16 protein-coding genes are annotated in these 11,985 nt (G+C 42.7%); all 16 read left to right on the forward strand.

Translation table 11 applies throughout. The features are described 5' to 3' along the window. The first annotated feature begins 79 nt into the window (after nucleotides 1-79). The 16 genes from HMPREF9380_RS08210 to HMPREF9380_RS08135 all read left to right on the forward strand — a co-directional run bounded on the left by HMPREF9380_RS08210 (nucleotide 80) and on the right by HMPREF9380_RS08135 (nucleotide 11,979). Nucleotides 80-1,462 carry a M20/M25/M40 family metallo-hydrolase gene (locus HMPREF9380_RS08210; protein WP_002932428.1) on the forward strand — a complete coding sequence of 461 codons (1,383 nt, stop codon included), beginning with the start codon at nucleotides 80-82 and terminating at the stop codon, nucleotides 1,460-1,462. A gap of 16 nt (nucleotides 1,463-1,478) precedes the next feature. Then, nucleotides 1,479-2,072, forward strand: a complete 594-nt coding sequence (locus tag HMPREF9380_RS08205) for an MptD family putative ECF transporter S component (RefSeq protein ID WP_002932430.1) — start codon at nucleotides 1,479-1,481, stop codon at nucleotides 2,070-2,072. A gap of 31 nt (nucleotides 2,073-2,103) precedes the next feature. Continuing rightward, nucleotides 2,104-2,949, forward strand: a complete 846-nt coding sequence (locus HMPREF9380_RS08200; protein ID WP_002932433.1) for an SAM hydrolase/SAM-dependent halogenase family protein — start codon at nucleotides 2,104-2,106, stop codon at nucleotides 2,947-2,949. Between the two features lie 11 nt (nucleotides 2,950-2,960). Further along, nucleotides 2,961-3,503, forward strand: a complete 543-nt coding sequence (locus HMPREF9380_RS08195; protein ID WP_002900998.1) for an ECF-type riboflavin transporter substrate-binding protein — start codon at nucleotides 2,961-2,963, stop codon at nucleotides 3,501-3,503. 705 nt (nucleotides 3,504-4,208) lie between these two features. After that, a complete protein-coding gene (gene fsa / locus HMPREF9380_RS08190; protein WP_002932437.1) occupies nucleotides 4,209-4,853 on the forward strand; it encodes a fructose-6-phosphate aldolase in 645 nt (214 codons plus the stop codon). A gap of 276 nt (nucleotides 4,854-5,129) precedes the next feature. Further along, on the forward strand, nucleotides 5,130-5,327 hold the full coding sequence (locus tag HMPREF9380_RS08185) for a hypothetical protein (RefSeq protein WP_002896269.1): 198 nt from the start codon (nucleotides 5,130-5,132) through the stop codon (nucleotides 5,325-5,327). After that, nucleotides 5,311-5,508, forward strand: a complete 198-nt coding sequence (locus tag HMPREF9380_RS08180; RefSeq protein WP_002896268.1) for a helix-turn-helix transcriptional regulator — start codon at nucleotides 5,311-5,313, stop codon at nucleotides 5,506-5,508. Before HMPREF9380_RS08185 ends, HMPREF9380_RS08180 begins: the two co-directional genes overlap by 17 nt. A 14-nt stretch (nucleotides 5,509-5,522) precedes the next feature. After that, the gene (locus HMPREF9380_RS08175) at nucleotides 5,523-6,011 is read left to right on the forward strand and encodes a DUF6773 family protein (protein ID WP_002896267.1); all 489 of its coding nucleotides are present in this window, start codon (nucleotides 5,523-5,525) and stop codon (nucleotides 6,009-6,011) included. Nucleotides 6,012-6,152: 141 nt separating this feature from the next. Further along, nucleotides 6,153-7,139: an oxygen-dependent tRNA uridine(34) hydroxylase TrhO gene (trhO, locus tag HMPREF9380_RS08170; RefSeq protein ID WP_002932442.1), complete on the forward strand. Its 987-nt coding sequence runs from the start codon at nucleotides 6,153-6,155 to the stop codon at nucleotides 7,137-7,139. Nucleotides 7,140-7,154: 15 nt separating this feature from the next. Next, the gene (locus HMPREF9380_RS08165; protein WP_002932445.1) at nucleotides 7,155-7,463 is read left to right on the forward strand and encodes a putative quinol monooxygenase; all 309 of its coding nucleotides are present in this window, start codon (nucleotides 7,155-7,157) and stop codon (nucleotides 7,461-7,463) included. A gap of 239 nt (nucleotides 7,464-7,702) precedes the next feature. Continuing rightward, the gene (locus tag HMPREF9380_RS08160) at nucleotides 7,703-8,506 is read left to right on the forward strand and encodes a helix-turn-helix transcriptional regulator (RefSeq protein WP_032907209.1); all 804 of its coding nucleotides are present in this window, start codon (nucleotides 7,703-7,705) and stop codon (nucleotides 8,504-8,506) included. 56 nt (nucleotides 8,507-8,562) lie between these two features. Then, entirely contained in the window at nucleotides 8,563-8,976 is a 414-nt protein-coding gene (locus HMPREF9380_RS08155; protein ID WP_002932455.1) for a VOC family protein, read from the forward strand. Between the two features lie 9 nt (nucleotides 8,977-8,985). Then, entirely contained in the window at nucleotides 8,986-9,345 is a 360-nt protein-coding gene (locus tag HMPREF9380_RS08150; protein ID WP_002932458.1) for a TfoX/Sxy family protein, read from the forward strand. Nucleotides 9,346-9,638: 293 nt separating this feature from the next. Then, nucleotides 9,639-10,556: a DUF4299 family protein gene (locus HMPREF9380_RS08145; RefSeq protein ID WP_002932461.1), complete on the forward strand. Its 918-nt coding sequence runs from the start codon at nucleotides 9,639-9,641 to the stop codon at nucleotides 10,554-10,556. A gap of 180 nt (nucleotides 10,557-10,736) precedes the next feature. Continuing rightward, the gene (locus HMPREF9380_RS08140; RefSeq protein WP_002898091.1) at nucleotides 10,737-10,997 is read left to right on the forward strand and encodes a SemiSWEET family transporter; all 261 of its coding nucleotides are present in this window, start codon (nucleotides 10,737-10,739) and stop codon (nucleotides 10,995-10,997) included. 220 nt (nucleotides 10,998-11,217) lie between these two features. After that, entirely contained in the window at nucleotides 11,218-11,979 is a 762-nt protein-coding gene (locus HMPREF9380_RS08135; protein ID WP_002932463.1) for a nucleoside phosphorylase, read from the forward strand. Nucleotides 11,980-11,985: the final 6 nt, after the last annotated feature.

An 11,985-nucleotide genomic window follows, 5' to 3' on the forward strand; every position in this document is an offset into this window, starting at 1 on the left:
GACTTTGATACAAGAAATACGATAAGGGCGGGGAAGCTTATTTCCCCAGCCCTTTATCTGCTGTTAATAGGAGTAACGCATGCCTTTCTCAACTGAGACTGAACAAATCAAGAAATTTGAAAACGACGAGGTAGCCCAGCACTATTTTGAAGTGCTGCGGACCTTGATCTCTAAAAAATCAATCTTTGCCCAGCAGGTTGGCTTGCAGGAAGTAGCCAACTATTTGGGAGAGATTTTTACAGCTGCAGGTGCCAAGGTCATGATTGACGACAGCTATACCGCTCCATTTGTTTTGGCGGAGTTTCTTTCTTCAAATCCTGCCGCTAAGACCATTATTTTCTACAACCACTACGATACAGTGCCAGCAGATGACGACCAGCCTTGGACCAATGATCCTTTTACGTTATCTGTTCATTACGGGGTCATGTATGGGCGAGGAGTGGATGATGACAAGGGGCACATTACCGCTCGTTTGACGGCCGTTCGTAAGTATATTCGAGAGCACGGTGATTTGCCGGTCAATATTATTTTTATGATGGAAGGGGCAGAAGAGTCTGCTTCGACAGACTTGGATAAATATTTGGCCAAGCATCGCAAACGCCTGCGAGGAGCAGATTTGCTGGTCTGGGAGCAAGGCAGCCGCAACAATCTAGGTCAGCTGGAAATCTCAGGTGGTAATAAGGGAATTGTTACCTTTGATATGACGGTCAAAAGTGCAGATGTAGACATTCATTCTAGCTTCGGCGGGGTTATCAATTCAGCTTCTTGGTATTTGCTCAATGCTCTATCCAGCTTGCGAAGTCCAGATGGCCGCATCTTAGTCGAAGGCATTCATGAGCAGATTCAAGAGCCAAATGAACGGGAGCTGGCTCTGATTGAGGAATATGCCCTGCGAACTCCTGAAGAGTTGAGTCATGTCTATGGTTTAAAATTGCCAGTTCTATTGGACGAGCGGAAGGAATTCCTCCGTCGCTTTTACTTTGAGCCTTCGCTGAATATTGAAGGTTTTGGATCAGGCTATCAAGGCCAAGGGGTTAAAACCATTTTGCCTTCAGATGCTCAAGCCAAGATGGAAGTTCGTCTGGTGCCTGGTCTGGAGCCACAAGATGTTTTGGACAAGATTCGTCAGCAGCTGGATAAAAATGGCTATCCGGCAGTTGAGCTGACCTATACCTTGGGAGAAATGAGCTATCGCAGCGACATGAGTGCGCCTTCCATTCTCAATCTTATCGAGCTGGCTAAAGATTATTACCAAGAGGGCGTCTCTGTACTGCCGACTTCAGCCGGAACTGGTCCGATGCACACTGTTTATGAAGCCTTGGAGGTTCCTATGGCGGCTTTTGGACTTGGCAATGCCAACAGCCGGGATCACGGTGGAGATGAGAATGTGAAAATTGCTGACTACTATACACATATAGAGCTTATTCAAGACTTGATTGGCAGTTACCGTCAAGCTGATTAGCGGGAAAGGAAGGCTTATGCTATACTCTACAAGAAAAGACAAACTGAAGCAGGCTGGCTTCTTTTACATCTTTTATTTCTTAGCCATGATTTTAGGCGTCTTGGTTGGGCTTTTATTTGACCGCTCGGGCAATATGTTTTACGCTCCGGCTTTTACATCTTTCTTTGGCGGAGTTCTGTTCATCTTCTATACTGAGAAAATAAAGACCTTCGGTCTGATCAGCGGCCTAGGTTGTCTGCTGGGTCTCTTCTTTCTGCTTAGTCGACATGGCTTTGGGGCCTTTCTACCTGGTTTGATTTGTGGTATTTTAGCGGATCTTATAGCTTGGTCAGGCGGCTATCAAAAGACTGTTAGAAGCTTGCTAGCTTTTATGGTTTTCAGCTTTAGCACAGCGGGTCCTATTTTCCTAATGTGGCTGGCGCCCAAGCAGTATGAAGCTAGTCTTCTTGCCAGAGGAAAGACTCAGGCTTATATCGGGCAAGTCATGCTTAAGCCGGAACCCAGCTTAGTCCTCTGGTTTGTGGCCAGCATTTTACTGGGTGCTTTACTTGGAGCCCTGTTAGGAAGGAAGATCCTTAAAGCTAGACATTCCAAGTCAGCTTCAGTCTAACTATCATTGTAAATATAACTAAGGAGAAAACATGAACAATTTACTCGTACTCCAGTCGGACTTTGGTCTGGTAGATGGAGCTGTGTCAGCCATGATTGGAGTGGCGCTAGAAGAATCGCCCACTCTGAAAATTCATCATCTGACTCACGATATCACCCCTTACAATATCTTTGAGGGAAGCTATCGCCTCTTTCAGACGGTTAATTACTGGCCAGCAGGAACGACCTTTGTGTCGGTAGTGGATCCGGGCGTTGGCTCCAAGCGTAAGAGTGTGGTAGCCAAGACTAAAAAGGGCCAGTACATCGTCACGCCTGACAATGGTACCCTGTCTTTCATCAAGAAGCATGTCGGAATTGAGGCCATTCGGGAAATTTCTGAAGTGGAAAATCGCCGTAAGGATACGGAGCATTCCTATACTTTCCACGGCCGTGATGTCTATGCCTATACAGGTGCCAAGCTAGCCAGCGGCCATATCAGTTTTGAAGAGGTTGGACCAGAGCTTAAAGTTGAAGACATTGTCGAAATTCAGGTAGTAGAGACCACGCTTGCGGATAATTATGTCAGCGGAGCTATTGATATCCTGGATGTTCGCTTCGGCTCTCTCTGGACCTCTATTACCCGCGAGGAATTCTACACTTTAAAACCAGAATTTGGCGACCGCTTTGAAGTTACTATTTACAATAATGACATGCTGGTCTATCAAAACCAAGTAACCTATGGCAAGTCCTTTGCGGATGTCCGCATCGGCCAGCCTATCCTCTATATCAACTCCCTCTATCGGGTCGGTTTAGCGATTAACCAAGGTTCCTTTGCTAAGGCCTACAATGTTGGCGTCGGTGCCCAGTGGCATATTGAAATCAAGAGAATTGAAAATTAAGGAAGAAGAACATGAAAAATAATACAATCAGAAACGTAGTCGCAACAGGAATTGGAGCAGCCCTATTCGTGGTCATCGGAATGATCAATATCCCAACGCCTGTACCCAATACCAGCATACAGCTCCAATACCCTCTGCAAGCTCTTTTTAGCGTCATTTTTGGACCAATCGTTGGTTTCTTGATGGGCTTCATTGGCCATGCCATTAAAGACGCTATGAGTGGTGGCGGACTTTGGTGGTTCTGGATTGCCGGCAGCGGGGTCTTCGGTCTATTGGTTGGCTTCTTTAGAAAATTCTTCCAAGTGGAAGAAGGAAAATTTGAAGTCAAGGATATTATCCGCTTTAACTTGATTCAGTTTGGAGCCAATGCAATCGCTTGGCTAATCGGCCCAATTGGTGACGTGATTGTGTCTGGTGAGCCGGTTAATAAAGTCATTGCTCAAAGTATTGTAGCAATTCTGGTGAATTCTGCGACAGTAGCAGTCATCGGAACTGTCCTGCTGACTGCCTACGCTCGCACCCGCACCCGCGCAGGAAGTCTGAAAAAGGATTAATCATAGTAGTTTCTATCAAAGAATAGCTGCCTATACGACTGGGCGGCTTTTTTTGCTAGTGGTGAATCATACAGTTGTCCACTAGGAACTGGAAAATTTAAGAAATTTATGACTTCCTAAAAGTACTTACAATATAAGACGATATATTTAGATGAGATAAAAGACAAGAGTAAATTTTAGAACAGCTCTTGCGAATCAGAAATTTGTAGATTTTCCTAGTCTTTTTTTGAAAACGCTTTAAATTTGTACTATAATGGGGAATAGGAGTCGGTAAGTTCGTTGCCAACGAATCAAGAACAACCAAAGATTTGAATAGTTTAAAGTCTCTTTGGTTCTTATGTGACTCAGCTAGTTCCAACGTGTTATTGATGTTTGTGCCTACATAGTTTTAGCAGCAGAATCAGGTGCTCTGACGGCTGGATGTCTGGACCTCTGGACCTCTAAGATATAGATATGGTGTGGGTAGAAAATGTTTCAGCTGAGTTGGTTGTAACTTGCAATTTCCCGCTTCTTGATTCGTAAAAGAGAGCCCTTTTAATTTTTAGGCTCAGGGATTATCGATTCCAATGTGTATTTTAGGTAAAATTGGTCAGTTTGGCTGGATGGCCTTCATGATGACCATTGTTGTTTTTGTTCTACTTGTTGTGATGACAAGTGCTATTTTTAATAAAGGCTTAAATTAAGAAGCCTAGGAGGACATGTGGTATGAAATTTTTCTTAGATACAGCTGATGTGGCAGCTATCAAAGCGATTAATGAATTAGGTGTTGTGGATGGCGTAACAACTAACCCAACAATTATTTCACGTGAAGGCCGCGATTTTAAAACGGTTATTCAAGAAATCTGTGAGATTGTAAGTGGTCCTGTTAGTGCAGAGGTTACTGGCTTGACAGCACCTGAAATGATTGCAGAAGCACGGGATATTGCTAAATGGGCTGATAACGTTGTTGTCAAAATTCCAATGACAACGGAAGGTTTAAAAGCTGTCTCTGTCCTTTCAAAAGAGGGAATTAAAACGAATGTTACCTTGATTTTTACAGTTTCTCAAGGACTCATGGCTATGAAAGCTGGAGCTACCTTCATCAGTCCTTTTGTTGGACGTTTGGAAGATATCGGAACAGATGCCTATCAACTGATTGCAGATTTGCGCACGATTATTGATATTTATGATTTTGAAGCTGAAATCATCGCAGCTAGCATTCGTAATTCAGCGCATGTTGAAGCTGTTGCAAAACTTGGTGCTCACATTGCGACCATTCCGGATAATTTATTTGAAAAAATGACGCAGCATCCACTGACTACAAACGGAATAGCTCAGTTTATGAAGGATTGGGAAGCATTTAAAAAATAAGTTTTAGGGTAGGTATGGGAAATAGAAGTCTCTGCCCTGACTAAATGTTAAGCAAGCCATAGCGACTGAGAAGACTTTGGGGCTTTGTCAACAGAGCTAGGTTGCTGATAAGCTAAGATTTTGAGAAGACCAAACTGGTCTTCTCTTTTTGATGTTTAGAAGCGTGGAGATTACTTCTGAAATAATGTTAAAAATACAAGATAAAATGTAATTTATATATTGCATTATTTAAAATATATTGTATAATAGACTTATAAAAATGAAGGGAGAAGCGATATGAAAAACATCAAAAATATATATTCACCACTTATTTGGCTTGTTTTGGGTATCATTTTTTTGGTTATAGGACTGAACAATCAAAATCAGACTTTTCTTATTTTTGCTGGCAGTGATATTACAATTGGTTGTGCACTTTTAGGCATAGCAACAAAGAAGAAAAATGATAAGGATGATGACCATGGCAAAAAATCTTAGACTAAAAATGGCACGAGCTGAGCATGATATGACCCAGGGGGACTTGGCAGATGCTATCGGAGTGACCCGCCAGACCATTGGCCTGATTGAGGCAGGTAAGTACAATCCCAGTCTCAGTTTATGCTTAGCGATTTGCAAATGTCTCAATAAGACGCTGGATCAATTGTTTTGGATTGAATAGAGAAAGGACTAGTCATGAAAATTAAACTTATTAAACGACAGATCTTGGACGAGCGGGAAGAGCAGCTGGTTAATAAGGCTGGTATGGAGGCTTTTAGTCTCTTCTTGTATGGTGGTTTAGCCTTATATGCTGGTTCTGTAGCTATGAATGCTAGAGCCATTAACTATCAGCCCTTCTTGGTTTTGATCATTATCGCCTGCTTATATTTCTTCTTTCGGGCTCAGTATCTGGGAGCCAATTATTACAATAGTTTCAGTCTGACTATTTGGGGTATAGCAGCTTGGACGGGGTCTCTAACTCTTTTGATTGCCTGCCAGAATTTCCAACTGAATCATGTTATTTATCATAACAGTGTTTTTCACCCCATGTTTCTATTTGTTATTTTTATTACGTTTGTCATTCACTTTCCCTTTATGCTGCTGGTCAATATTTTCTTGGAGTATATAAATAAATGGCAGAAAAAGCGCTTTGAGAAGTATTTGGATCAATTGGAAGAAGAGTGATAACTTGTCCTTCTCGCTTAAACTTTCCAGCTCTGCTATTTTTCAAACAAATATTTTGCCCAGTTTTTTCAATCAGGTTATAATAAATAGATGAATTAAAAAATTCAGAAAATTTTATAGAGAAAAGAGAGTTGAAATCTTATGGCAAAAGATATTCGCGTCCTACTTTACTACAAATATGTTCCGATTGAGAATGCTGAGAAATTTGCAGCTGATCATCTGGCTTTCTGTAAATCTATCGGTCTTAAAGGCCGTATCTTGGTAGCAGATGAGGGAATCAACGGAACGGTTTCTGGTGATTATGAAACCACTCAAAAATACATGGATTATGTGCACAGTCTTCCGGGTATGGAGGACCTTTGGTTCAAGATTGACGAAGAAAATGAGCAGGCCTTCAAAAAAATGTTTGTTCGCTACAAGAAAGAAATCGTGCACTTGGGCTTGGAAGACAATGATTTTGACAATGACATCAACCCACTGGAGACGACAGGAGCATACCTATCACCCAAGGAATTTAAGGAAGCCCTCTTGGACGAAGACACTGTTGTCCTTGACACACGTAACGACTATGAGTACGATCTGGGGCACTTCCGCGGTGCCATCCGTCCAGACATCCGCAACTTCCGCGAGTTGCCGCAATGGGTCCGTGATAACAAAGAGAAGTTCATGGACAAGCGCGTGGTTGTTTACTGTACCGGTGGTGTTCGCTGTGAGAAATTTTCAGGCTGGATGGTGCGTGAAGGATACAAGGATGTCGGTCAGCTTCATGGCGGTATCGCGACTTACGGCAAGGATCCAGAAGTTCAAGGTGAACTTTGGGATGGTAAGATGTATGTCTTTGATGAGCGTATCTCCGTTGATATCAACCATGTTGATCCAGTCGTGATTGGGAAAGACTGGTTTGACGGGACTCCTTGCGAGCGCTATGTTAACTGTGGCAATCCAGAGTGTAACCGCCGCATCCTGACTTCAGAAGAAAATGAAGACAAGTACCTCCGTGGCTGCTCTCATGAATGCCGTGTTCACCCTCGCAATCGCTATGTGGCTGAAAACGACTTGAGCCAAGCAGAAGTGATAGAGCGTTTGGCTGCGATTGGAGAAAGCTTGGAAACACTGGTGGCTCAGTAATAAGGAGAGATCCTAATGGAAAAATTTTGTGTTTATGGGAAATTAATGGCCCAAGAAGGAGAGGTGCAGGAACTTACTGCTTACATGCAAGAAGTTGTCAAAGAAATGCAAAATCTTGACACTTGTTTCTGCTATATCTTAGGTGAGAAGGCAGATGAACCCAACAGCATCTATATTTACGAAGTTTGGGAGAGCGAGCAAGCTCACAATGACAGTCTGACCTTGGAAGTTTTTCAAAATCTCATTGCAAAAGCTAGACCCATTATTGCAGGCATGGAAAATTTGCATAAGCTGACTATTTTTGATGGTAAGGCAAGTTTCTAAATTCCTAAGAAAAACTAAAAACTTTAGACGTTTCAAATGTCTAAAGTTTTTTTGTTATTTATTTGCATGTAAAAGTCTTGTTGGACAGAGATTTGGGAAAGTAGACTATTTCCAACGATTCTTGGGACATCTCGCGGATTATCGCTTGATTTCGGATTTTCTTTCCACAGTTCTGATTTTTTGTCCTTTCTTTTTGATGTGATATAATGGGCTTAAATAAATGGGAAAGGAGCAAGTCTATGTCTAAAGCTATCATGGAAGAAGTGGCGGCCTATCTACGTCAGCATACAGATCAAGAGCTGAGTCTGACCGATTTGGCTCAGTATTTCCATTATAGTCCTTCCCATCTATCCAGAACTTTCAAGAAAAAGATGGGCTTTTCTATCAAGCAATATGTGGAAGCTCTTAAGATGGAAAAAGGGATTCAGGAAATTGTGGAAGGTCGGCAAAATGTGACTGAGACCTCTATGGAAGCTGGTTATGATAGTCTAGGCAGTTTTTCTAATACTTTTAAGCGGCATACTGGACTTTCGCCTAAAAAATATTATCAGGAATCAACCAAGGCTTATGATTTTATGGTCAAACAGCTGGATGAGAAGGGAGCTTTCTTGCATCAGGATCCCGACTGTAAAAGTGGCAATCGGTTGACTGTGGCGCTATCTTATCCTGAGGGGTATGAACCACGCATTAGCTGTGTCGGGCTTTTTAAAACCCGCATACCTAAAGAAGAGCCGATTATCGGAGTAGCACTGAGTCAGGAGAGACAGTTTACTTTTGAAAATGTACCCGATGGCCACTACTATCTTTTGGCCTGTGAATTGCTGGCGGATTTACGCCTAACTAAAAACTATGTCTTGAAGCATAACTTTCGCTGGGGCAGCGATGGGCCTCTCACTTTTTCATGCAATAGCATCTATCAGGAGGAAATCATCATGCGCAGGCCCTTGCCCAGCGATCCACCTATTACAGTTAATCTTCCAGTTTTAATCATGCGTTCCCTAGCCAAACAAGCGCAATTGAGAATAAGAAAATTTTTATCCTAATTGATAAACTGATACTAGAGATTTATTCTCAGATATAAAAAATTTGAGGAACAATAATGAAATTAGACGTGTTTTTAAGTTTTAATGGTCAGGCAGAAGAAGCTTTTCGTTTTTATGCTGACCTTTTTCAGACAGAGATTAAGGGACTTGTCCGAGCCAGTGAGATGATGGATCCAGCAAACCTTCCTGCAGAAAAACGGGATAAGCTTGCCTGGATTGCCTTAGATACGGAAAACTTAACCCTGCATGGTGAAGATGTAGGCATTTTTAACGACCTATCTATTCCTAGCAATCATCAGCCCAATCAATGGTTAGTTCTGAGCCCAGACAGTAGAGAAGAAGCCGATGAGCTATTTGCTAAGCTTGCTGAAGGTGGACAAATTCTCTATCCTTTAGAGGAACAAGCTTTCGCAGAGTTTTATGGCCGCTTGATTGACCGTTTTGGTATCGGCTGGGATGTGATGAAATGAGGCAGGAGGATGGCTTATAGTGAATCCTTAGCCCAGCAAGTCCGTGCCATTTTAGCTACTGATCTTCCCCCTCATGTTTTTGAAGAAGAGGTAGAAGAGAAGAAGATGTTTGGTGGCTTGGCTTTTATGGTTCGAGGTAAGATGACCGTTACTGTGAGTTCGAGAAGTCAAGAGCTTGTCATGGTACGCATTGGTAAGGAACTGGAAAAGCAGGTTCTGCCTAAAAATGGTGCTAGCGTGACTTTAATGAAGGGTAGGCTTTATCATGGCTATATTGATTTAGATGGCGAAGGACAAAAAGAACTGTCTTACTGGATTGATCTAGCTTTGTCCTACAATCAGGAGCTGACGCAGCAGGATAAAAAATAAGAAGTGCTCAGAATGAGTTTTGTTCTCTTAGAAGTTTATTCATTGCCTTTTTATGAAGTTCAAATATATTCTTAGAATCTGTATTGATGAAACTTTCAGTTGGAAAGTCTCTTCATGAATACAGGTTTTTCGTCTTTTTCCTCCAAAAATGTTATACTAATACCAGAGTCCGTTTTAAGAATGGAGTTTATCCTTAAAAGTCTTGGAGAAAAGCTAGTTTATACCAGTATTGAGTTTTGTTTTTGCATTTTCTCGCTTTCTGAAAGGCTTTTGTAGTTAGAAAGGAGCATGGTATGAGTATTTCTTTTTACATTCAGAATCGAAAGGGTTTGTTTAGCTATAAGGCCGTGGAAACACCCTTGTCTCTAGTGTCCTTGGTGGAAGGGCTGGAGGTCGTAGGTCTCGAGGGAGATAAGGCTTATCAATCCTTGGATCAGGTCGGAACTTTTCTGGCTGTCTATTGGGAAGGAGCAGGCCGTGGGTTTGAAGTTTATTATCTGCCAGACCGGGAAACCTATCAGGTCCGCGTCTTGACACCATCGACGGTAGGTGACTGGAAAGGGGCGATTCTCTTCATGAGTCGTTTGGCTCAGAAGATGAAGCAAGATATTGTCGATGAATACGGCACCACTTATACCGCTGACGGGATTTTTAATATTGATTTTGAAGCGGATATTCTCTACGGCCTGAACGATGCCAGAGTTGCAGCTGCGCCTATGCATGTTTTTGAAGGCTATGCTCATGATTTGTACATGTCGCAGGAAAAACTTCTGGAACTATTCAAAGCTGAAGATCCTGTGGAGGAGTTTGGCAGGCAGATGGCCGAGATGCAGCAGGTTCAGAGTCAATTTTCTACTCCTAAGTATTATAAGGATCAGGGTGGGAAATATCTGGGCTCTTATGTTCTGGCAGAAGGAGTGGACACAGTCCTTCCGACTCAGCCCATGCCCAAGGGCTACTTGGTTAAAGAGATGATTGAGAGCGGTGCTAGTCAAGACATGGAATGGCATCTTCATATCCTGATAGAGGATGGCAGCAGTCCGCAGGGCTATAAATATCTGACAACAAAGGATTTAAAAGCTTTTTTGGAGAAGATTCCAGAGACTCACCGTAGCTATCTGGATTCCAGCCAGATCCGGATTCAGCCACTCAATCGGCTGGAACTGGAAGCCATCTTGGATCAACTTCCCGAAGGAGAACCGAAGTTTTAGCGTTAGGAAAATCTACTTTGTGAATCTTAACAGAGCTGTCAAAAGGCGGCTTTTTTAGGTCTGTCAGCAGTTCTCACAATTTTGTGACTCTTTTCGTTTTGATAACATTATTGAAAATATCTTGAAAATTTCAAAAAGAAGCTATAGAATAGAGGTCAGTTTTATAAAAAGGAGAGCGAAATGAAAGAAAAACACATGCTAATCTTGGGCTGGGTGGCCACTTTTATGTCTGTTATGATGTATGTTTCCTATATCCCACAGATTATGAATAATCTAGCTGGCAATAAGGGTGACTTTATCCAGCCTTCAGTAGCTGCTCTAAACTGTACTCTCTGGGTCATTTATGGTTTATTTAAAGAGAAGCGGGACATTCCTTTGGCAGCGGCTAATATGCCGGGCATCGTATTTGGCTTGATTACTGCTGCAACGGCCCTTATGTAAGATGAGATTGGGAGTTATGCCCAGTCTTTTTTTATTGGAAAATCATAGGACAAAGTAACTACTTCACTTGTAGCTATTGAGTCTGCCTATGGCTTTGGCTATGTAGAAAATATGCAGGCAGCGTTCAGCAGACCGCCTTTTTATGATACAATGGTAAGATGAAGTTAGCAGAGTTCTGCTGGCTGTTTCATCAGGAAGAAAGGGGTAAGAGAGCAAGCCTATGATACTTGAAGAATTTGACCAAAGTCGCAAGGCCATCATTAACCCAGAAGATTTGAATGAATCCATAGAAGGTTTTCCGGAGACGGCTGTTTCCTGCTTTGCCAGAGAGACTTTTGCGCGGATGTTGGCGGATTTTGAACATGAGCTGATTACGACGACTAGCATGGCTAATATTGAAATTCCTATCTATCGTGTTTTCGTGGATGGATGGGAACTGGCTCTCTTCAATGCACCTGTTGGAGCTTCGGCCTGTGTGGCTATTCTGGAAGACTTGATTGCTTTTGGCATGAAGAAGCTGGTGCTTTTCGGTACTTGCGGTATCTTGGATGAGGAGATTAAGGAAACGTCTGTCATTATCCCGACGGAGGCCCTGCGTGATGAGGGAACTAGCTATCACTACCAGCCGGCTAGCCGTGAGCAGGAAGTCAATCTTGGCTTGAAAGATTTTCTGACGGCTTTTCTGGACGAGCGCGGTATTTCCCACAGCAAGGGCAAGGTCTGGACGACAGACGGCATTTACCGTGAGACACCAGCTAAACTCCGCCAGAGAAAGGCCGAGGGAGTGATCTGTGTGGATATGGAATGCTCAGCTGTAGCGGCCTTGGCAGCTTTTCGAGAGATAACCGTCTGCCAGTTCTTTTATGCAGCCGATCACTTGTCTGAGGAAGCTTGGGATATGCGCAACCTAGCCAATCATGCAGACTTAGACGAAAAAGATAAGATTGCCAATCTAGCGATTCAAATCGCTCTGGCATTATAGAGAAAT

It is taken from the genome of Streptococcus sanguinis SK49 (assembly GCF_000212815.1).
Classification (GTDB): domain Bacteria; phylum Bacillota; class Bacilli; order Lactobacillales; family Streptococcaceae; genus Streptococcus; species Streptococcus sanguinis_C.